Below are 20,421 nucleotides of genomic sequence, written 5' to 3'. Positions count from 1 at the left end.
GATCACGATCATCCCGGGCGCTGCCTCGACCCGAGCGATCGCGAGGATCAGACGCTGTGTTCGCTCTCCCATGCCGAGGACCGAACCATCGACCGCAGGGACCGCAGCAGCACCGACAGCGGCGCCTGGGTGACGGTGTCGAGGCCGAGGATCGTCTCCGTGGTCTCGAGCACCCGGCCGACGACGGTCTCGTTGCGGTCGAGCCATTCGGCCAGCCGCTGCTTCGCGCGGTCGTCGGGAGAGCCCGAGATCGGAGAATCCGTGGCTTCGAGGACAGTCCCTGCGACCGAGAGGATCGCGGCGTAGAAGTCATCGCGCATCGACCCGCGGGCCAGCGCCGACCACCGATCGCTGCGGTCGAGGTTGCCGATGAGGGTGAGCACCTGCGAACCGGAGAACCGTTCGTTCACGGCATAGTAGACCTCGGCGACGTCCTCCGCGGATTCGTTCGTGCGGGCGGCCAGCTGCGTGATGTCGAGCAGCACGAACTCGTCGAGAAGCGCCGAGGCGCGCCACGCCAGTTCCTCCGGCACACCCTGCTCGATATAGCCCTGCGCCTTCGCCTGCATGGTCTCCGCGTCGTATCCGTCGACGAGATCCGGGACTCTGGAGCGCAGCGCCTCGACGACCTTGCCGTACATCTCGATGCCGGAATCGACGTCGAGGGTGTCGGGGGCCTGTTGCACGAGCCACCGCGAGGAACGGTCGAGCAGGCGCACATAGTCATGCTGGAGTGCCACCTGCACCTCGGTGGGCACCTTGTTGTCGAGGGCGCACACCGCGTCGAAGTAGTCGTCGAGTCCGAAGATCGCCGAGACGACGACGAAGACGCGTGCGATCTGCGGCACCGAGGCCGGAGTCTCCTCGAGCATCCGGTAGACGTAGGTCAGTCCGCCGCGGTCGACGAGGCGGTTGACGAGCTTCGCAGTCGCGATCTCCCTGTGCAGAGGGTGTTCGGGGATGAGCTCCCCATACTTCTCCTGCAGCGCATCCGGGAAGTAGGACACGAGTTCCCTGCGCATCCAGGTCTCGTCGGGGACGACGCTGTCGAGGATCTCATCGGCGGCGTGCATCTTGACATACGCCAACAGCACGGCCAGCTCAGGAGACACGTAGTAGCTGAACTCGCGTTTGGCCAGTTCCTCGGCGTTCGGCAGGAACTCGACGGCACGGTCGAGGTCGGCGTGCTTTTCGAGGTAGCCCAGCATCCGGCCGTAGGTGCCCGACATCGATTCGGTCTGCGCCCTGGCCTCGCCGAGGACGACGTTCTGGGCGTAGTTGTTCGCCAACACCCGGTCCGCGACCTGGTCGGTGAAGGACAGGAGCACATCCTCCCGATCCTCGGAGGCGAACGCGCCCTTGTGCAGCAGGGTGCGCAGAAGCAGCTTGATGTTGACCTCGTGGTCGGAGCTGTCGACACCGGCGGAATTGTCCACCGCGTCCGTGTTGACCTCGACGCCGCCGAGCGCGGCTTCGACGCGACCCAGCTGAGTCACACCGAGGTTGCCTCCCTCGCCGATGACCCGTGCGCGGACGTCCTCACCGTTGATGCGGATCGCATCGTTGGACTTGTCTCCGACCTCGGCGTGGGACTCCTCCGAGGACTTGATGTAGGTGCCGATGCCGCCGTTGTAGAGGAGATCGACGGGTGCCTTGAGGATCTCGCACATAAGGTCGGCAGGGTTGCGTCGTCCGGGTTCGACTCCCAGCGCCGCTGCGGCCTCTCGGCTGAGGTCGACGGACTTCGCCGAGCGGGAGAAGACGCCGCCGCCGGTGGAGATCAGCTCCCGATCGTAGTCCTGCCAACTCGAGCGCGGCAGATCGAAGAGTCTCCGACGCTCGACGAAGCTGCTCGCGGCGTCGGGATTCGGATCGAGGAAGATGTCGCGGTGGTCGAAGGCCGCGACGAGGCGGATGTGCTCGCTGCGGAGCATGCCGTTTCCGAACACATCGCCGCTCATATCGCCGATGCCGACGACTGTGAAGTCCTCGGCCGCGGTGTTGAGGCCGAGCTCGCGGAAGTGCCGTTCGACCGACTTCCAGGCCCCGCGCGAGGTGATCGCCATCGCCTTGTGGTCATAGCCGACGGAACCGCCGGAGGCGAAGGCGTCGCCGAGCCAGAAGCCCCGACGTTCGGCGATCGCGTTGGCCACATCGGAGAAGCGCGCCGTGCCCTTGTCGGCAGCGACGACGAGATAGTAGTCGTCACCGTCGTGGCGGACCACGCGGTCGGGGTGGACGACGACCGAGTTGTCATCGGCGCCGTAGGTGAGGTCGTCGGTGACTTCGAGCATGCTTTCGATGAACACCTCGTAGGCGGCCTGCCCGGCAGCCATCCAGGCGTCGCGGTCGCTCATCGGAGGCAGCTGCTTGGGGAAGAATCCGCCCTTGGCTCCGGTCGGCACGATGAGTGCGTTCTTGACCATCTGCGCCTTGACGAGGCCGAGGACCTCGGTGCGGAAGTCATCGCGCCGATCCGACCAGCGCAGTCCGCCGCGGGCGACGGTGCCGAAGCGCAGATGCGCGCCTTCGACCTGCGGCGAATACACCCACATCTCCAGCGCCGGCTTGGGCTTCGGCACGAAACTGAGCTCGGTCGGCCGGATCTTGAGCACGAGGGCCGTCGGCAGCTCACCCGATTCGTCGATGTAGTAGTTCGTACGCAGTGTCGCTCGCAGCAGCTCGAGCGAGGAGCGCAGCACACGGTCGGCATCGAGGCTGGCGACGTCGCTGAGTGCAGCCTCGATCGCGTCGTCGATCGTCTGCATCCTCTCGTCGCGACCGGCGTCGTCGGCCGCGGGGTCGAACTTCGCTTCGAAGTAGTCGACGAGCAGCTTCGAGATCTCCGGGTTGTCGCTGTAGACCTCACCGACGTAGCTGTCGGAATAGGTGAACCCTGCCTGACGGAGATACTTTCCGAGCGCCCGGATGATCGTCACATGCTGCCAGCTGAGGCCGGCGACGACGAGGCGGTCGAAGACTCCCGCTTCCTTCTTGCCTTCCCAGCCGGCCATGAACGCGTCCGAGACGCGTTCGCAGGCGTTCTCGGTCAGCTCCTCGTCGAAGCTGAGACCGAAGTCGTAGATGTACCGGTGGCTGCCGTCGGCGAGGTCGAGCTCGTGTGGGCGCTCGTCGACGACGGTTGCGCCGAAGGCGGTGAGGTAGGGCAGCACCTTGGAGAGGCCGACACGATCACGACGATAGAGCACGAGTCGCACGGAGGCGTCGGCCGAGCGTTCCGGACGGTAGAGGCGGACGGCAGGACCGGTGCCGGCCTCGAGGGCCTCGAACCGTGCGACGTCGGCGACCGCCTCGGTGGGGGTGTGATGCTCACCGTAGCTGGGAGGGAAGGCCTTCGACCACAGGTCGGCTCGGGCATTCGCGCCCCCGGACTCACCGGTCTCGGACGGGGTGAGGAAAGCGTGCACGTCCTCCGACCAGGATCGAACTGCACCGACGATGCGGGATTCGACCCGTTCGGGGTCGATCTCCGGCAGCTTCGCGTCGCGGGCGACGCGGGCGACGAAGTGGATTCGAGCCAGAGCGGATTCGCTCAGCAGCACGTCGAAGTCGACGCTCTCGGCGTTGTAGAACTCGCGCAGCACCTCCTGCACGCGCACACGCGCATCGGTGTTGTACAGGTCGCGCGGAAGGTAGAGGATGACCGAGGCGAATCGCTGGTAGGGGTCGGCGCGGACGAACACGCGCGATTCGCGGCGCTCCTGCATGTCGACGATCTCCATGACGACGTCGAAGAGCTCTTCGGTGTCTTCGTGGAGGAGGTCCTCGCGCGGGTAGTTCTCAAGCACCCCGAGCAGCTCATTGGCCGAGTGCGAGCCCGAAGGGAAACCGCTCGCGGACAGGATCCGGCGGACCTTCCGGTCGATGACGGGGATGTTGAGGACGCTGTCGTTGTAGAACTCGGGCTTGAAGACTCCGACGAAGCGGCGTTCGCCGACGATCTCGCCGGAGGCGTCGAAGGTCTTCACCCCGATGTAGTCCATGAACGCGGAGCGGATGACCCGCGACCGGGAGTTCGCCTTCGTCAGCACCAGAACGTGCGGTTCGAGGGCCTTCGCGGCGACCGCGCGGCTGAGCTGTGATGCGGCGAGGGGCCGCAGTGCGGAGATGCCCAGTGAGGTGTGTTCGATCGGCTCGAGGGTGCTGTGTTCGGCGTCGTGAGTGTAGTCGTACTCGCGGTAGCCGAGGAACGTGAAGTGACCGTCGAGCCAGTTCAGCAGTTCGGCGGCGGCCTCGGCTTCGGAGGCGAGTTCGGGACGCGGCGGGTGGCTGCTGAGTTCGGCCGCGATCTCCTTGGCCCTGCTCGCCATGGCCTGAGCGTCCCGGGCAGCGGCCGTGACGTAGTCGAGGACTCCGCGCAGTCGCTTCTCGAGTGCGGCGAAGTCCTCCTCTGGGATCCGATCGATCTCGAGGCGGATCCACGACTGCTGCTGCGGTGCGTCGGGGGTCCTCGCGTCGGGAGCTTCGGAGACCCGCGGAATGCTCGCGGTGTCCGCGCTCAGCGCCGGCGCCTCGGCGGGAGAGACGATCGACTCGTTCACCCCGGACCCGATCACGGTGATGATCGGGTGGTGGACGCGGCGGATGGCGCGCCCGTTCGCCGCCAGATCGCTGACGATCGAGGACACGAGGTGGGGCATGTCGGCGAGCACCATGGCCACGACGGTGTGGTTGTCCTTGAACTCCGGGGAGTCGACGGCGGGATTGTAGATCTCGATGGCCGGAGACTCACCGTCGTAGCGGGTGCCCAAGGCGAAGTGCCGTGCGGCTGCGGCGGCATAGGCCTGGGGGTCGATGGCTCCCGATTCGAACCGCGGGTAGTAAGCGTCGAGAAAATTCTCCGGGGCACTCTGCCCTCTCAGCGTCCTCCACTCTTCTGCAATGTCCGAAATTGAGACCTGAGTCACCTTGTCACCTCTATGATCAGCGGGCAATCGTCATTCGGTTCGCCATCGAACCGCCATCACCAACACTATGCCCAAATAACGAGAAAGGCACGCCGAGCGGCATGCCGTGGAGCAGCGTCAGTTCGCTGGCAGACTTAAGCTATGCGAACTCTCACTCTCAATCATGACTATGCGGAAGATCTGACGACTTTTCTGGCCAAACTCGCCGATGTCGCAGTCTGGGAGAAGCTCGGATCCGAAGCCAGTGCCGAACACATCGATCCCGACACCGAGATGACCGTGCGGACACCGATGCCCAAGACCGAGCTGCCCTCCGCGCTGGCGTCCCGGCTGCCTTCGGAGACCGAGCTCGTCGAGGTCTACATGATTCCCGGAGACGTCCTCGGCACCGATGCCGAGGTCCGCATGACCGCACGTGCGGCCGGTGTGCCGGTCGAAATCGATGCGGTCCTCGAGCTCCACGAGGTGGAGTCAGCGACGAAGCTGACCGCGCACGCCGAGATCAGTTCGTCGATCCCGATGTTCGGGGCGATGATCGAACAGGCCGTCGTGCCGATCCTGCAGAAGCGGCTGAGCGATCGGCTCCAGCGCTTCGAAACGGCCTGAGCCGAGGTGTCGAGACCGGCTCAGCCGCTCGGCTGGCCGGAATCGGCCGATCAGCCTCGGTCGGTCGCCTCAGCCGAGTTTGCTGAGCAGCTGGTCGAGTTCTGTCGCGTCGTACCACAGCAGATCCGATTCGCCGAGGCGATCCGCGGCGGCCGTCGGCCCTGATTCCCTGGCGAGCGATACGGCCTCGTCCCAATCCGCCTCCTCATCGAGGTGGAAGCTCGCCACAGCATCCATGTCGACCTCCGCGAGTGCGATGAGGTCGAAGCCCTCGGTCAGCGCTTCGCGCGGGCTCGCATCGGAAGCATCGTAGGCGACGACGACGCGAGGCCCGAGCCCGGCATCCGGAGCGTCCACCTCGGCGACGGCGGCGAACGGTTCGAGGGCCGCATCGGCCGCAAGCGCGGCGGCGATGCACAGCGCATCGAACTCGGCGGCTTCGGCTTCCTCTCCGCGCAGTCCGCGGTGCGCTTCGTCGGGGGCGACTGCCCGGACGTCGGTCAGCCTCGATCGCAGCGCGGTCAGAGTGGTCGGGATATAGCAGCGGATGGGCATGCGTCCCATCCTAGACCTCTCGCGAACCGTGCCGAACCCGTCGGGATCGCCGGGTGCGCTTGCGACTCGGCACGAGGGCTGCGGCGACCTCGGCGATCTCGGCAGCGAGCACCGAGCGAGGATTCTGCTCATGCAGGGTCTTCCCGGCCAGCATCGCCGCATCCGCAGTCGCGCGGTCGTCGCTGAGCACGAAGTCGGGGGCCACGCGGACGAACCGGTCGAGGACCTCCCGGATCCGCGCCTCGGCCGGCGAACCGACCGCGCTGGAGCGCTGTTTCGTGATCACCAGGCGCATCTTCTCCCGCAGCGATTCCGCACGCGGCGTCCCCAGCAGCTTCACCAGACGCTGCAGTCCGATCGGCTCACCGGCGGCGAGCACAAGGACGATGTCCGCGGTGTCGAGAGCCGCCCTCGTCGCGCAGTGTCGATCATAGAAGGGATCGGCGAGGTCGTCGTCGGGGTCGATGCGGTCGCTGACGTCGACGATGACGAGGTCGTAGATCTTCGCGAGCCGTCGGAGCACCGCATCGAGCACAGAGGCGCGGACCTCCGGCCAGCGTTCCGGTCGCGTCAGCCCGGTGATGGCGTGAAAGCCCTCGCGGATGACCGCATGCGGCACCGATCCCGGATCGAGCCGGGTCGGCCGCTCGCTGAACGAGCGGCACAGGCTTGCCAGATGGGAGGACTCCTCGGTCAGCCCGAGCGTCGCTGCCACCATCCCGGAGACGGTGTCGGCATCGACGACCACGCTCTTCTGCCCCTGCCGCGACGCCTGGTCGGCGAGATTGACCGCGAGAAGCGTTCGCCCCGGAGACGAACCGGTTCCCCACACTGTGACGATCGTGCCCTGCCCTCCCGCGGGCCCCGGCGGCGCCGCCGGCCTGGGCGGAACGATCATGGAGTCGCGGATGTCCTCGATGGCAGCCGCCAGCGCGGTGGCATCGGCATCGGTCCGCACCGAGGAGCCGATGCCCAGACCGGTGAGCACCTCGGCGTCGTTGCCGAAGCCGAGCACCTTCGCTCCGGTGGCCGTGATCGCAGCGACCACCTCGGCGTCGAGGCCGGGAAAGTAGCGGCCGATGATGACGACCTCGGCGCCACCGGTGCGGCAGTGGGCGAGCAGCTCCACCTCGTCGGCGGGACGGGCCACGATGGTGACGTCGTCGATGTCGCTGAGCAGTTCGAAGAGGATGAGGTCGAACTCGAAGTCGACGGCCAACAGGACCTGCGTCATCACTGCTCGCCCTCGCCCGAGTTCGGCGAGGGCGCGCCGACGACGGAGAGCACGCTGCGTCCGTCGAGTGCGGCGAGCACGGCAGAGAGGTCCCCCGTGCCGACGAAGACTTCGATCCGAGCCCCGTCACCGACTCCGAAGCTGCCGACGTCACGAGTGATGTGGGCGACCGGAGCGGAGTCGACGATCTGCTCGGGTTCGGCCCCATCGTCATCGAGCCCGTTCTGCTCGGGCTGCGACCACACGTCGACGAGGCTGCCCGCATCGACGACGCTCGGCACGGATCCCGCGACGTCGATCGCGACCACACGTCCCTCGAGCTCGGACAGCGGGGCGACCGTCGAGGCGGCGAGCAGCTCACCGGCGGCGACGACGCTGCGGACGCTCGAGCCTTCGGGCAGATTCACCTCGGCGGACAGATATCTGCTGCCCAGGTCGGCGAGGTTGACCTCGGCCACTGTCAGGTCTGCGGGGTCGAGCACCTCGCCGGGGACGAGCGCCCTCGCACTCGCCCAGACCCGGGTCGTCGAGTTGGCCGAACTGACGAGCAGATAGGTCGCGACGACGGCGAGAACGACGAGTACCGCTCCTACGAGGAGCCTGGCATCGGTCCATTTGGGTCGGCGGATACGTTTCGAGAGCTCCATTGCATCTCCAGATCGGACGAGAATTCCATGACAGAAACTGTTTCCCAGTGATAGTATTGGGCATCAAATGATGCCAAAGCAATGTTTTTGGCAAATGAGGTCAATAAGCAGACAGACATCCGGAACGGGAGAAGTCATCTCATGGTCGTCGAAAGCCGCTTCCTGCCACTGACCGATGTGGCCGAACTGCTCAATGTCTCCATCGCACAGGCGCGGGCATTGGTCCGTTCGGGCGACCTCCGCGCGATCAAGGTCGGCGGCCGCGGACAGTGGCGCGTCGAGAAGTCCGAGATCGAAGCGTATATCCAGCGCATGTACGAACGCACCGAATACCAGATCAAGACCGGCTCCATCGAGGACTGACACCGCCTGCCGCGTCTCTCGCCGTCCCGTTCCGGTCATGCGATCTCACCCGAAGGGATTGACTCGGGAGCGGACAGCGCTGATCGCGGCGAACGGAATGATTCGCTGCGCGATCTCGACGTAGTCCGCGCCGACGAGGTCACAGCGGCCGCGCACTGGGCCCGGTCCGTCGACGATGTCGATCGAGACCTCCGTGCGGTCGGCAGCGAACCGGCGCAGAGCCGATCCCATCCCCAGGCGTTCGAGCGGTCCGGCATCGAATCGGTGAGATCGTGAGGCCGTCCGCATGCTGCGGATGCTGTCGATCGAGATGACAGACGCCTCCGCACCGACCACGACGATGATGCCTCGACCGAGGAAGTCTGCTGTGCCGACGATCTCCCGCATCGGCAGCACCATCTTCACCGTCTGGCCGAGGGCGCCCCGCAGCCGCTCCACGAGTGTGCGTTCTGCAGCCTGAGCCGCGACCTCGTCGCCGAGTTCGCCGCGTCGCGCATGCCGCCCGGCGGTCGCCTCGGCGGCTTCGATGTCGGCAAGGAGCGCATCTATGCGATCATCCATAATCGTCAAGCCTGCCCCAGCTGTAGTCGACATTCAAGACTCGAAAGGAACATCGAACGAACTACACTGCTGTAGTTAGAATATGCCTATTGACAGCAAACTGCATCTAACTTCATCATTGAGATCAATATCCAATGGAGGATGTCTAGATGTATCGTCTTATCGCATGTGCCGTCTGCTGGCTGGTTCTGCTCGGTTCCTTCCTCACGGCGTGGGCCTCGATCCCTCGGCCATGGTCCGCGACCGACCTCATCGTCCTCGCCGTCGTCGGTGCGGCGGCCGTTGCGTTCGCCAGACTCGGCCTCGTCTCCGTCGCCGCACTGCTGCTTCGGATTCTCCCGTCCGGTCGCATCCGGGCACTGCTGGCCAGGGCCGTCATCCGTGTGATGCCGCGCCTTCTGACCTCAAGCGTTCTCGCCGTGGCCTCGACCGCGGTCGTGGTGCAGGCCGCGAACGCAGCTCCGGCGATGAGCATGGAGTCCACCGATGCGGCGAACCCGACAGGGGCTGAGCCGGCGGCCGCGGCTCCCGTCGACCCCGGCTGGCCGACCAGCGCAGAGCGCCCTTCGACACCGGGGCCCCCCGATTCTGCGTCGGGGGCTGATGAGGTGCCGACCGATGACAAGGTCCGGGATCCGGGGTGGCCGACCGACCCTCCGGCCCATGAGAACGAGGATGACCACGGCGAAGGGACCGGTGATGACGAAGCCGGCTCCGAGGCCGGAAGCCGCCCGGGCGACTCCCCCGAACAGACACAGCAGCGCGTCCATGACGTCGACGACGGCGAGAGTCTGTGGTCGATCGCCGAGGAGATCGCCGACAGTCCCGCCGAGGTCCCGGAACTCGTGCAGGACATCTACACCGCGAACCGCGACACGATCGGGCCGGATCCCAGCCTCATCATCGCCGGACAGAGATTGGAGATTCAGCAATGACCGCCCCACTCACCCTCACCAGGCCGCAGGCGCAGGCCGCGCCTCTGCGCTCTCGAATTCCACTGCGGACATCGGCACCTGCCGATTCGCGGATCCGCGACGGCGGTGATGCCGATGACAGGCAGCGCATTGCGGCCACGGCAACCTCGTTGGCGGTCGCGTGCCTCGAGATACTCTCAGGAGTACGACGCTGCGAAACGATCTCGCGCTGGGTCGACCCGGAGCTGTTGGCTCGGCTCGATCAGCGGGCTCAGCTGCGCGCCGAGGTCGCCCCGGCACGGGCGCCGGCCGAGCTGACGTCGCCGCGGGTGGTACAGCCAGGAACAGCGCACGTCTGCCGGGTCGGCCCCGCGGTCGCGGAGGTCACGGTCATCGTGCGCACCCCGAACCGCTATCGGGCGGTGGCGGTGCGACTCGAACTGCTCACCGCCCGATGGATGATGACGGCACTGCAGACGATGTGAGGAGGAGCGACCAGGAGGTCAGCTCTTCGCTTTCTTCTTCGCTCGGCGCTCGGCACGATTGGCCGGAGCCGGTTCGTCATCGTCCTCGGATTCCGAGATCGACGAGGAGCCGTCTTCCGACGGGGCCGACAGCTGCATCTTCGGAGTCGTATGACGCAGCTCAGCCGCGTCCACTTCGACCTCGGAGTCATCCCCGGACTCGGCCGCACTCGTGCTCACCTGCACCTTGAGGGTGTTCGTCAGGCGCACGACGTCCTCCTTGATGCCGTCCTGCATCGTGGTGAACATCTCGAAGCCCTCACGCTGGTATTCCACCAACGGGTCGCGCTGGGCCATCGCGCGCAGACCGATGCCGTTCTTGAGGTAGTCCATCTCGTAGAGATGCTCACGCCAGCGCTTGTCGATGACGGAGAGCACCACGCGACGCTCGAGCTCGCGTGTGGCTTCCTCTCCGAGCTCTTCCTCACGCTGAGAGTAGAAGAGTTCGAGGTCCGACTGGATCTCCCGATTGAGCTGGTTCTTCGACAGATTTCCCAGACCGCCGACTTCCTCAGCGAGGTCCTCGGAGGTGATCGAGGGTTCGTAGATCTTGCCGAGGGCGTCGAAGAGCTCGTCGATCTGCCAGTCCTCGACCGGGCCGGTCGTGGCCTGAGCGACGTAGGCGTCGATGACCTCCTCGCGGAAGCCCGCGACCTGTTCCTCGAGGTCGGCCCCGTCGAGGACGCGACGGCGTTCGTCGTAGATGACGGTGCGCTGACGATTGAGGACGTCGTCGTATTTGAGGACGTTCTTGCGCTGCTCGGCGTTGCGCTGTTCGATCTGGGACTGCGCGGAGAGGATCGCGCGGGAGACCATCTTCGACTCCAGCGGAACATCGTCGGGCACGTTCGCCGTCGCCATGATCCGTTCGGCCGCTCCCGACCCGAACAGTCGCATGAGGTCATCGGTCAGCGACAGGTAGAAGCGAGACTCACCCGGATCGCCCTGACGGCCGGAACGACCGCGCAGCTGGTTGTCGATGCGCCGCGATTCGTGACGCTCGGTGCCGAGCACGTAGAGCCCGCCGAGTTCGACGACCTCTTCGGCCTCTTCCTTGACCTTGTCCTCGGCGGCCTTGAGCACGTCCTGCCATTCGGCCTCGTACTGCTCTTCGTTCTCGACCGGGTCGAGTCCGCGCTTCTCCATCTCGGCGACCGCGAGGAACTCGGCGTTGCCGCCGAGCATGATGTCGGTGCCGCGGCCGGCCATGTTCGTCGCCACCGTGACCGCACTCTTGCGGCCCGCCATCGCCACGATCGAGGCTTCGCGAGCATGGTTCTTGGCGTTGAGGACTTCGTGCTTGACGCCGCGCTTGGCCAGGTGCTTGGAGAGGTATTCGCTCTTCTCCACGCTGGTGGTGCCGACGAGGACGGGCTGTCCGGTCTCGTGGCGTTCGACGATGTCGTCGACGACGGCGTCGAACTTCGCGACTTCGTTCTTGTACACGAAGTCCGACTGATCGACGCGCTGCATCGGCTTGTTCGTCGGAATCGGCACGACACCGAGCTTGTACGTCGACATGAACTCGGCGGCCTCGGTCTCGGCCGTACCCGTCATTCCCGACAGCTTCTCGTAGAGGCGGAAGAAGTTCTGCAGAGTGATCGTGGCAAGGGTCTGGTTCTCGGCCTGGACCTTGACGTTCTCCTTGGCCTCGATCGCCTGGTGGAGGCCCTCGTTGTATCGGCGGCCCTTGAGCACACGACCGGTGTGTTCGTCGACGATGAGGACCTCGCCGTCGAGGACGACGTAGTCCTTGTCCTTCTTGAACAGCTCCTTGGCGCGGATGGCGTTGTTGAGGAAGCTGATGAGCGGGGTGTTCTCGGCGTCGTAGAGGTTGCCGATGCCCAGGTAGTCCTCGACACGTTCGATGCCGGGTTCGAGCACACCGACGGTGCGCTTCTTCTCGTCGACCTCGTAGTCACGGTCGGTCTTGAGCCGCTTGACGACCTTTGCGAATTCGTCGTACCACCGGTTCGCATCGCCTTCGGCGGGGCCGGAGATGATGAGCGGGGTGCGGGCCTCGTCGATGAGGATCGAGTCGACCTCGTCGACGATGGCGAAGGCGTGGCCGCGCTGGACGAGCTCCTCGGCCGACCACGCCATGTTGTCGCGCAGGTAGTCGAAGCCGAATTCGTTGTTCGTGCCGTAGGTGATGTCTGCGGCGTACTGCTTCCGCCGCTGATCCGAGGGCATGTTCGCTTGGATGCAGCCGGTCTCCATGCCGAGGAAGCGGAACACTCGTCCCATCAGCTCGGACTGGTAGGTGGCCAGGTAGTCGTTGACGGTGATGATGTGGACCGGGTCCCCGGTCAGGGCATTGAGATAGGCCGGGGCCGTGGCGACGAGTGTCTTGCCCTCACCGGTCTTCATCTCTGCGATGTTGCCCAAGTGCAGAGCGGCACCGCCCATGAGCTGGACGTCGAAGTGGCGCAGTCCCAGGGTGCGGCTCGACGCCTCGCGCACGGTGGCGAAGGCTTCGGGCAGCAGGGAGTCAAGCGTCTCGCCGTCTTTGTAGCGTTCCTTGAACCGCCCGGTTTCCTCACGCAGCTCGGTATCCGACATCTCGCTGAACTCATCGGACAGCTGGTTGATGGCTTCCGTATATCGGCGGAGCTTCTTCAGAGTTCTGCCTTCACCTGTGCGCAGAAGCTTCTCGAGGAAATTAGCCACTTTTCTCCTAATCGGCATGACTGCCGGACAACGACTCGAACGACTGTATAGTCTCTAGCTTAATGGCAGGTGAGTGCCTTCGAGCTCCACGGCGTCCAGTCCCAGCCACATCGCCATCTCGCGCAGCTCGGCGACGAGGTCCTCGGTGTGCTCCTCCCCCGGTTCCCAGGTCACCTGGTGGGCGCGCAGGATGCCTGCCGCCCGATCCCTGTGGAGGTCGACGCGTCCGACGAGCCGATCGCCGAGGAGGAACGGGGTGACGTAGTATCCGTGCACCCGTCGGTCCGCAGGTGTGTAGATCTCGATCCGATAGTGGAAGTCGAACAGCCATTCGAGGCGCGGACGGTAGAAGACGAGCGGGTCGAAGGGCGCCAAGAGGGCACGGGCCGAGACGCTGCGCGGGGTGCGTGCTTGGTGCCACCGCAGAGCCGGGCTGCCGGCGACCTCGACCTCTCGCAGCTCTCCGGTCGACAGAAGTTCGGTGATGGCCTCATCCGTGGGTGCGCGCAGCTGCCGGAAGTAGTCGGCGAGGTCATCTGGACGGGCGATGCCCAGCGCACGGGCGGCGGTGCGAGTGAGTTCGAGGACATCGTTGTTCGTTCCGGAGACGCCGCGGGTCCGAGCCGCTTCCGGGTCGAGGCCGAGATGCGGATCGTCGTCGGTGCCGTAGGACAGAGGGATCTCGGGCAGATCAGCGCAGACGTCCCGCGTCAGGGCGTAGATGCGTTCGAAGTGATCGTTTCTCCCGGAGCTGCTGACGATGCCGCCGGCGAACAGGGCTTCGAGCGCGACCTTGACCTGACTGGGGTTCCATCCCCAGTGCCCGCGATGGCGTTCGGGCAGGTCGTGTTCGACGAGCTCGGCCACACCGCGCGCCGACTTCGGTCCCCCGGCGAGGACCTCGAGCACCGAGGCCTGCAGATCTCTGAAGCCCTCGCCGGTCTCCGGGTGGCGCTGACCGTAGTCATTGCGCCACCATTCGGTGCGGGTGCGTTCGAAGTGCATCCATGTCTGCGGCGGGACGAAGGCGGCCGCATGAGCCCAGTACTCGATACCCATCCGCGGAGAGGAGTAGAGTAGACGGTCGAGCGTCGCGCGCTGGTACGGGCCCAGGCGGGAGAAGAAGGGCAGATAGTGTGACCGGACCACCCTGGCGACCGAGTCGATCTGGGCCAATCCCATGGTGGCGAAGGCGGACTTGAGGTGACGGGCGGTGACGGTGTCCGGCCGAGGACGGTCGAGTCCCGTCGCGGCGATCGCGGTTCGGCGTGCTGCCGCCGAGGTCATCTTCTGCATGGTCCAACGGTAGGCCATCCCCCTGACACCACTCCCTCCCATTTGCTACCTGACGGCGGCCCTGCAACCTCGCGCGAGGTTGCAGGGCCGCCGTCAGGTAGCAAATGGGAGGGTCAGTCGATGGCCTCTTCGAAGTCGTGGTCGAGGGCGATCACGCCGTAGCTCCAGCCCTTGCGGCGGTAGACGACGGAGGGTTTGCTCGATTCCTCGTCGATGAACAGGTAGAAGTCGTGACCGACGAGCTCCATCCGGTTCAGCGCCTCTTCGATGCCGATGGGCGAAGCGGTGAATGTCTTCTCTCGCAGCACCACCGGTGAGTCGCCTTCGGCCTTGATCCGCCCGTTGGTCTGATCGGCGCTCTCGTTCGCGGACACCGCGGTCTCAGCCTCCTGACCGGGATCCAGCGGCTCGGCCACCGGCATCTTAGCCAGCACCTCGGCTGTGGATTCTTTGCGGTGATGCCCAGAACGCGGGACCTTGTGTCGATCGCGAGCCCGCCTGAGTCGTTCGACCAGCTTCGCCCAGGCCAGATCGAGTGCCGCATACTTGTCGCTGGCCATGGCCTCGGCCCGGATCGCCGGTCCCTTCGCCACTACAGTGAGTTCGACCCGTTCGCTCGTCTCCGGCTGGCGGGAGTTCTTCTCGTGAGTGACGTGCACCTCGACTCGCTGAGCCCGGGGAGCGAGCTGTTCCACCTTCGCGATCTTGTCCTCGATATGGGCGCGAAAGCTGTCGGAGATGGTCAGTTGACGGCCGTTGACAACAATGTCCATGATGTGTCCTTAGCGACTCGTTCTTCGGATTCATCCGATCCCATGCCCTTGGATGGGTAAACACCGTTATACAGTAAAGGGAGAGACAAATCGAGTGCCCCCGCGCCCGAGACCCAGAACGGCTCCGGCAGCGGGTCTGATCTGCACCGATGCTAGTAATCGTGCGCTTTCTGCCAAGGTTGCGCCGGTCGTTGAGAAGTCGTCGATGAGAAGATCCGCCGGCGCCTCTGCCGAAGCATCCTCAGTGTCTGCGGCCACCGTCCTGTCCAGTTCGCTGCGATTGAGATACTGCGTTCTCGCGGCGTTCTGCGCCCGGTCCTTCGCACCGAGGCCGACCTGGTCGCGGGAACGGCGTGCCAGCAGCACATCGTGGACTTCGAGCGGCAGCTCAGGGGCGAGTTCCGCTGCCCGCTGAGCCAGTGAGACCGTATGCGAGCCGCCGCGCCGACGGCGTGCCCGGTCGGAGCTGGGCGCGGGGAAGAGTCGTATCGGACCGCCCGTATACCCGATGAGATCGAGGGCCGCGACGATCGACCGGGCCAGGCCCATAGCCAACGGGTCACGGATGTCCCGACGCCCTTCGTCCTTGAAACCGACGACCATCCGGGAGATGCGCGAATTGTATTCGCAGATGCCGACGACCGGGATCTGCCCGTAGCGCGGTTCCATGGCTCGCGGAATGCCGGCGAGCAGCTGCAGGCACGCCGTGCACAGCGAGACGTTCTCCCGCCCGCAGCCGGCGCACCGTCGAGGCAGGAGCAGTTCGCCTATCTCCCCGAGCAGCCCCATGGGAGAAATCTACTATGCCGGCGGATGCTCAGCCCGGATACGAGGGATCCTCGGCCGCGACGTCGACGAGCCGCTGCCAGGCATTGGAATTGTAGGAGTAGAGGGCTCCGTGAGAGCTGGTCACGAGGATCGACCGCCCATCTGCTCCGCCGGCGATGCGACTGCCGTCGGAGACCTCTCCGAGCTGAGCGGAAGGACCGGTGACTCCGATCCGGAAGGGCTGGACTTTGTCGCCCTCCTCCGCGGCCAGCGCGACGAGGGAGGTCGAACCCGCCCACGACACGTCCTTGACTTCGGCGAAGTTCGCCCCCACAGTGATCGGGTCTCCTGACAGGCCGTCGGCCGGGTTGCCCGCCTTATCCCGAGGCACACCGACGACGTCGACCCGATCGGGTTCGCCCTTGTGGCGGCTGAGCAGCGCGACCCGGGTGCCGTCGCGCGAAACTTCGACATCGATCAGCTGCCGGCCGGAGAGGAAGTCGGCGGCGACGGTGAAGACCTGCCCGTCTCGGCCGACCGCCTTGAGCTCGCCATTGTTCTCAGCCTCCCCCGTCCACGTGGTGTTGAAACGGTCGATGCTCGGCCTCACAAGTCTCTTGCCATTGAGGATCGGCGTCGAGTCCACAGCATCTGACTTCAGCCTCATGAGTACCCTGCCGTCGTTCTGCAGGTACACGTACAGGGAGTCGTCGAGAGAGACGGCAGGGTCGCTGGCTTTCGCCTTCTTCAGGTTCGGGCTGTTCTCGACCTTGGCCACGGTCGTACCCGAGACACGAGAGATCCGATCGTCGGCGAGGACGACGGGCGGACCGTCGACCTGAACCGAGGAATCCGTCTTCGGCTGCAGGCTCGCCGCGACAGCCTGCCCGCCGATTGTCAGCTCGATACTCGAAATCGAGGGGATGACCTGCAGAGTCGAGGCGATCTGCTGCCGGATCAGCCCCTTCTCACGGTCGGACGGGGCAGGACTCTGCGGTCCCAGGGACACATGAGCGACGCCGTTCTCGATCGTCACCACGTTCGAGTCGCCGAGTTTCGCACCGTCGGGGACCGCCGTGATCACGGCTCCCGAGAGATACGGGGCGGGTCCGCTCAGCAGCTCATTCATCAGTGCTGTCGGCGTCGAGGAGGAGCGGAGGAACCAGCGCGAGTCGGGAACGAGATACGAGTAGTCGGAGGTGAAGAACTCGAGTGAGTAGTTGAGGAAGATCGTCTGGAAGTCGGTCTCACTGATGAGCAGCCCGTTCGGCGCCGAGGAGATCCTCCATTCTCCATTCTCCTGGCGCAGCGAGAACTCCAGGGTCGACTGGGTGCCGGGCTTCGTCGAGCTGTACACCCCCGAGGAGTCGACGAGGCCGACGACCGGAGCCGACATGGTCAGGGTCTTCTGGTCGGTGGTGAGATCGGAGTTGAGCGACTTGAGGTCGGTGTCGTTGGGCATCACCGACACCGATTCCTGCGGACTCCACTTCTGCGCCTCAGCCTCGGTGAGGAAGGACCGGGCCACGGAGAAGTTGTTCCCGGTCCCGGCGCCGGCGGCGAGGAAGCCGCGCACGATCTCGGACACGCTGTCGCCCGGTTCAGGACCATCAGGGATCCGCGCGTTGCTGGCGGCCGGGTCACCGGAATCGTCTTCGATGTGCCCGACGGGCGAGGACGTCGGAATCGACGAGCATCCGACCAAAGCAAGGCAGGCGCACACTGACGCCAGAATCATCGCCGGCCGGAATCGCCGATCTCTCGAGGCTGTCATGACCGTCCTCCTTCGCTTTTCCCCTGGTGCCCGTTCCCCCGCTGACTGCGACCATCACGGCTGTTCCCATCGACCGTGGGACCGGGGCCCGAACCGTCCTGCGGCACGGAATCGGCCGTCGGAAGGGATTCGGCCTCGGCGACGTCCTCGGCCGGCGCAACGGCGACCTCCTTCGCGGGTCCCCCTGCCACATCCTCGGCCGTTCCTCCGGCGACCTCCTCGTCCGATGGTGCTTTCGCGTCGCCCTCCGAATCGACGTCGACGTCGGCGTCGGCGACGAACCCGGAGCCCTCAAGGGCATCCTGATCGGTCTCGACGACGATGGGGATCGACCCGGTCTGGATTCGCACCGAACCATCGGACGACAGCGGCCCGGCGACGAGGGCGGCTCCCTTGATCTGGGCATCGCGCGGCGGCAGCGGCAGGGGCGACGACGTGATCTCCTGTTCAGGGCGCCTCGGAATGGTCAGTCGGAAGCATGAGCCTTCGCCGAGCTTGCCCCACACCTGCAGCCACCCGCTGTGCAGGTGCGCGTCCTCGAGCGAGATCGCCAGACCCAGACCGGATCCGCCGAGGGTGCGTTTGCGCGCGGGATCGGCTCGCCAGAATCGGTCGAAGACGTGCTCGACCTGCTCCTCGTTCATGCCCACGCCGTGGTCGCGGACGCTCACGGCCACCGCCTCGGCGTTCGAGGCGACGTAGATGTCGATCGGATTGCCCTCGCCGTGCTCGATGGCGTTGACGACGAGGTTGCGGATGATCCGGGTGATGCGCACCCGGTCGACCTCGGCCATCACGGGCGACGACGGAGCATGCACGACGATCCCCGTCGACATCTGTTCGGCCACCATCGACACCGTCTCGATGACGGAGGTGACGATGCCCCCGATGTCGACGGGTTTGGCAACGAGGGCTGCGGCCCCGGCATCGTAGCGGGAGATCTCGAGCAGGTCGGAGAGCAGATTGTCGAAGCGCTCGGCCTGCGAGTTCAGCAGCTCCGCACTGCGCGCGGTGACCGGATCGAGTTCGTCGCGGGAGTCGTAGATGAGGTCGGCGGCGGCGCGGATGGTCGTCAGCGGGGTCCGCAGCTCATGCGAGACGTCCGAGACGAATTGCCGCTGCAGCACCGACAGGCGCTCCATCTGCTGGATCTGATGCTGCAGCGTATCGGCCATGTCGTTGAAGCTCTCACCGAGGACGGCGATCTCGTCATTGCCATGGACGGGCATGCGTTCGTCGAGGTCGCCGTCGGCGATGAGGCGGGCGACCTCGGCCCCGGTGCGCACCGGGGTGACGACCAGGCGAGTGACGATCCAGGCGACCGCGCCGATGAGGACGACGAGGACGAGGGCGGCCACGAGCATCGATCGCTGCACGAAGTTGAGCGTGTCCTGCTGTTCGGACAGATCGCCGAGGTAGTAGAGCTGGAACTGTCCGGCCCCGGGGATCTGCAGCTCCTGCGTGATGAGCAGGCCCGGACCGGTGCCGTCGGGCAGGCTCACCGACTGGTAGAGCTTGTCATCGGTCGGAGCCTTGCGCATCGCCTCACGGAGTTCGTCGCTGATGGGAACCGACGCCGACTCCCCGTCCCGGCTCGACTCTCCAGCGGTGATCGTCGAAAACGACGAATTCGGGTCCTTCGGTTCCAGGGTCAGCGAATAGACGGAGCCGGCCGAGCGATTGTAGATCGAGGACAGCTGCGAACTGAGCGTGTCCTGGGTGACCGCTTGGCCTTCCACCGGGGCGAGGGACCGCAGCTCGGCGAGGATCGACCGCGTCTGCGAGGACAGGGAGTCCAGCCGGGTGTCGAAGAGCCCCCGGGAGATCTGCTGGGACATGTAGGTCCCGACGCCGAAGATCGCCACCGAGGTGAGCACGATCGTGAGCACGACGATCCTGACCTGCAGGGAGTGGCTGAACGATCGGAGGATGAAATTCCAGAACGTCTTCAGTGCCGAAGCCGCGGTGCGCAGAGCGCCGCCCGCGGCCGACTCGGAACTCACGCGGCTCTGCCGGCCTTATAGCCGACGCCGCGGACGGTGACGATGATGTCGGGCTTCTCCGGATCGCGTTCGATCTTCGATCGCAGACGCTGCACATGCACGTTCACCAGCCGCGTATCCGCGGCATGGCGGTAGCCCCACACCTCTTCGAGGAGGGTCTCGCGGGAGAACACCTGCCAGGGTTTGCGGGCCAGAGCGACCAGCAGGTCGAATTCGAGCGGGGTCAGCGACACCGGCGAGCCGCCCTTGGTCACGGTGTGGCCGGCCACGTCGACGACGACGTCACCGACGGTGAGCAGTTCCGGGGCCTGCGGTTCGGAGATGCGCAGACGCGCGCGAACCCGCGCGACGAGTTCCTTGGGCTTGAAGGGCTTGGGCACATAGTCATCGGCACCCGACTCGAGGCCGAGGACGACGTCGACAGTGTCGGACTTGGCAGTGAGCATGATGATGGGCACCGAGGACACCTCACGGATCTCACGGCACACTTCGAGCCCGTCCTTGCCCGGCAGCATGAGATCGAGGAGGACGAGGTCGGGTCCGACCTTCTGGAATTCCTCGAAGGCCTGATCACCCGTGGCGCAGAAAAACGGCTCGAAGCCTTCGCTTTTGAGCACAATGCCGATCATTTCGGCCAGAGCGGTGTCATCGTCAACTACGAGGATTCGAGCGTTCATGCTCCCATTGTCCCTTATGTTCGCCTGTTCTTCGGTTCTCGACACTCCTACCCTATCGGGCCGATGTCCGACAACGGCGCATCAGGTCCCCGAGGACGACACTTCACGTGCCTGCGGACGACGCATCA

Annotated in this window: 16 protein-coding genes; 4 read left to right on the top strand and 12 right to left on the bottom strand. The window is 65.5% G+C overall.

Translation table 11 applies throughout. The features are described from left to right. Nucleotides 1–47 precede the first annotated feature (47 nt). Entirely contained in the window at nt 48–4,928 is a 4,881-nt protein-coding gene (locus J9314_RS07445) for an NAD-glutamate dehydrogenase (protein WP_210605158.1), read from the bottom strand. A 141-nt stretch (nt 4,929–5,069) separates the two neighbouring features. On the opposite strand from J9314_RS07445, the gene J9314_RS07440 reads away from it, so the two are divergent. Then, nucleotides 5,070–5,534 carry a DUF2505 family protein gene (locus J9314_RS07440; protein WP_210605157.1) on the top strand — a complete coding sequence of 155 codons (465 nt, stop codon included), beginning with the start codon at nt 5,070–5,072 and terminating at the stop codon, nt 5,532–5,534. Nucleotides 5,535–5,603: 69 nt separating this feature from the next. Here J9314_RS07440 and J9314_RS07435 read toward each other — a convergent pair whose 3' ends face one another. From J9314_RS07435 to J9314_RS07425, 3 genes are read right to left on the bottom strand one after another with little or no spacing between them, the layout of a single operon-like run. Further along, on the bottom strand, nt 5,604–6,089 hold the full coding sequence (locus J9314_RS07435) for a DUF6912 family protein (protein WP_210605156.1): 486 nt from the start codon (nt 6,087–6,089) through the stop codon (nt 5,604–5,606). Nucleotides 6,090–6,099: 10 nt separating this feature from the next. Next, nucleotides 6,100–7,323, bottom strand: a complete 1,224-nt coding sequence (locus J9314_RS07430; protein ID WP_210605155.1) for a CpaE/TadZ family protein — start codon at nt 7,321–7,323, stop codon at nt 6,100–6,102. Then, nucleotides 7,323–7,970, bottom strand: a complete 648-nt coding sequence (locus tag J9314_RS07425; protein WP_210605154.1) for an SAF domain-containing protein — start codon at nt 7,968–7,970, stop codon at nt 7,323–7,325. Before J9314_RS07425 ends, J9314_RS07430 begins: the two co-directional genes overlap by 1 nt. A 141-nt stretch (nt 7,971–8,111) precedes the next feature. Here J9314_RS07425 and J9314_RS07420 point away from each other — a divergent pair, with 141 nt between their 5' ends. Beyond that, nucleotides 8,112–8,333 carry a helix-turn-helix domain-containing protein gene (locus J9314_RS07420; RefSeq protein ID WP_181275627.1) on the top strand — a complete coding sequence of 74 codons (222 nt, stop codon included), beginning with the start codon at nt 8,112–8,114 and terminating at the stop codon, nt 8,331–8,333. A gap of 45 nt (nt 8,334–8,378) precedes the next feature. Here the strand turns inward: J9314_RS07420 and J9314_RS07415 are convergent, their stop codons facing one another. Beyond that, nucleotides 8,379–8,894: a hypothetical protein gene (locus J9314_RS07415; RefSeq protein ID WP_210605153.1), complete on the bottom strand. Its 516-nt coding sequence runs from the start codon at nt 8,892–8,894 to the stop codon at nt 8,379–8,381. Between the two features lie 149 nt (nt 8,895–9,043). Between J9314_RS07415 and J9314_RS07410 the strand changes: the two genes are divergently transcribed. Together J9314_RS07410 and J9314_RS07405 are read left to right on the top strand one after the other, a co-directional pair. Further along, on the top strand, nt 9,044–9,829 hold the full coding sequence (locus J9314_RS07410; RefSeq protein ID WP_210605152.1) for a LysM peptidoglycan-binding domain-containing protein: 786 nt from the start codon (nt 9,044–9,046) through the stop codon (nt 9,827–9,829). Further along, on the top strand, nt 9,826–10,293 hold the full coding sequence (locus J9314_RS07405) for an Rv3235 family protein (RefSeq protein ID WP_181275624.1): 468 nt from the start codon (nt 9,826–9,828) through the stop codon (nt 10,291–10,293). Before J9314_RS07410 ends, J9314_RS07405 begins: the two co-directional genes overlap by 4 nt. An 18-nt stretch (nt 10,294–10,311) precedes the next feature. Here the strand turns inward: J9314_RS07405 and secA are convergent, their stop codons facing one another. From secA to mtrA, 7 genes are all read right to left on the bottom strand, one after another. Then, nucleotides 10,312–13,002 carry a preprotein translocase subunit SecA gene (secA, locus tag J9314_RS07400; RefSeq protein ID WP_210605151.1) on the bottom strand — a complete coding sequence of 897 codons (2,691 nt, stop codon included), beginning with the start codon at nt 13,000–13,002 and terminating at the stop codon, nt 10,312–10,314. Between the two features lie 54 nt (nt 13,003–13,056). Next, a complete protein-coding gene (locus J9314_RS07395; RefSeq protein WP_210605150.1) occupies nt 13,057–14,298 on the bottom strand; it encodes a winged helix-turn-helix domain-containing protein in 1,242 nt (413 codons plus the stop codon). Nucleotides 14,299–14,411: 113 nt separating this feature from the next. Next, nucleotides 14,412–15,071 (bottom strand): ribosome hibernation-promoting factor, HPF/YfiA family, encoded by a 660-nt coding sequence (gene hpf, locus J9314_RS07390; protein ID WP_210605149.1) that lies wholly within the window; start codon nt 15,069–15,071, stop codon nt 14,412–14,414. A gap of 66 nt (nt 15,072–15,137) precedes the next feature. After that, complete coding sequence (locus J9314_RS07385; protein ID WP_210605148.1) at nt 15,138–15,860, bottom strand: ComF family protein; 723 nt, start codon at nt 15,858–15,860, stop codon at nt 15,138–15,140. 28 nt (nt 15,861–15,888) lie between these two features. Next, nucleotides 15,889–17,613: an LpqB family beta-propeller domain-containing protein gene (locus J9314_RS07380; protein ID WP_210605147.1), complete on the bottom strand. Its 1,725-nt coding sequence runs from the start codon at nt 17,611–17,613 to the stop codon at nt 15,889–15,891. Continuing rightward, nucleotides 17,610–19,616, bottom strand: a complete 2,007-nt coding sequence (mtrB, locus tag J9314_RS07375; protein WP_246490662.1) for an MtrAB system histidine kinase MtrB — start codon at nt 19,614–19,616, stop codon at nt 17,610–17,612. Before mtrB ends, J9314_RS07380 begins: the two co-directional genes overlap by 4 nt. Continuing rightward, complete coding sequence (mtrA, locus tag J9314_RS07370) at nt 19,613–20,293, bottom strand: MtrAB system response regulator MtrA (RefSeq protein WP_181275618.1); 681 nt, start codon at nt 20,291–20,293, stop codon at nt 19,613–19,615. The genes mtrB and mtrA overlap by 4 nt, the downstream gene beginning before the upstream one ends. Nucleotides 20,294–20,421 lie beyond the last annotated feature (128 nt).

Source organism: Brevibacterium oceani, from assembly GCF_017948325.1.
Taxonomy (GTDB): domain Bacteria; phylum Actinomycetota; class Actinomycetes; order Actinomycetales; family Brevibacteriaceae; genus Brevibacterium; species Brevibacterium oceani.
The sequence above is the reverse complement of the archived record's forward strand: the minus strand, read 5'-3'. Positions and strand labels throughout refer to the sequence as shown.

Bases quoted from the DNA above. Each gene is read 5' to 3' on its own strand.
- J9314_RS07430 (WP_210605155.1), bottom strand. From the start codon at position 7,323: ATGACGCAGGTCCTGTTGGCCGTCGACTTCGAGTTCGACCTCATCCTC.
- J9314_RS07440 (WP_210605157.1), top strand. From the start codon at position 5,070: ATGCGAACTCTCACTCTCAATCATGACTATGCGGAAGATCTGACGACT.
- mtrA (WP_181275618.1), bottom strand. From the start codon at position 20,293: ATGAACGCTCGAATCCTCGTAGTTGACGATGACACCGCTCTGGCCGAA.
- J9314_RS07405 (WP_181275624.1), top strand. From the start codon at position 9,826: ATGACCGCCCCACTCACCCTCACCAGGCCGCAGGCGCAGGCCGCGCCT.
- J9314_RS07415 (WP_210605153.1), bottom strand. From the start codon at position 8,894: ATGGATGATCGCATAGATGCGCTCCTTGCCGACATCGAAGCCGCCGAG.
- hpf (WP_210605149.1), bottom strand. From the start codon at position 15,071: ATGGACATTGTTGTCAACGGCCGTCAACTGACCATCTCCGACAGCTTT.
- J9314_RS07380 (WP_210605147.1), bottom strand. From the start codon at position 17,613: ATGACAGCCTCGAGAGATCGGCGATTCCGGCCGGCGATGATTCTGGCG.
- J9314_RS07425 (WP_210605154.1), bottom strand. From the start codon at position 7,970: ATGGAGCTCTCGAAACGTATCCGCCGACCCAAATGGACCGATGCCAGG.
- J9314_RS07395 (WP_210605150.1), bottom strand. From the start codon at position 14,298: ATGCAGAAGATGACCTCGGCGGCAGCACGCCGAACCGCGATCGCCGCG.
- J9314_RS07410 (WP_210605152.1), top strand. From the start codon at position 9,044: ATGTATCGTCTTATCGCATGTGCCGTCTGCTGGCTGGTTCTGCTCGGT.
- J9314_RS07385 (WP_210605148.1), bottom strand. From the start codon at position 15,860: ATGGGGCTGCTCGGGGAGATAGGCGAACTGCTCCTGCCTCGACGGTGC.
- J9314_RS07420 (WP_181275627.1), top strand. From the start codon at position 8,112: ATGGTCGTCGAAAGCCGCTTCCTGCCACTGACCGATGTGGCCGAACTG.
- J9314_RS07435 (WP_210605156.1), bottom strand. From the start codon at position 6,089: ATGCCCATCCGCTGCTATATCCCGACCACTCTGACCGCGCTGCGATCG.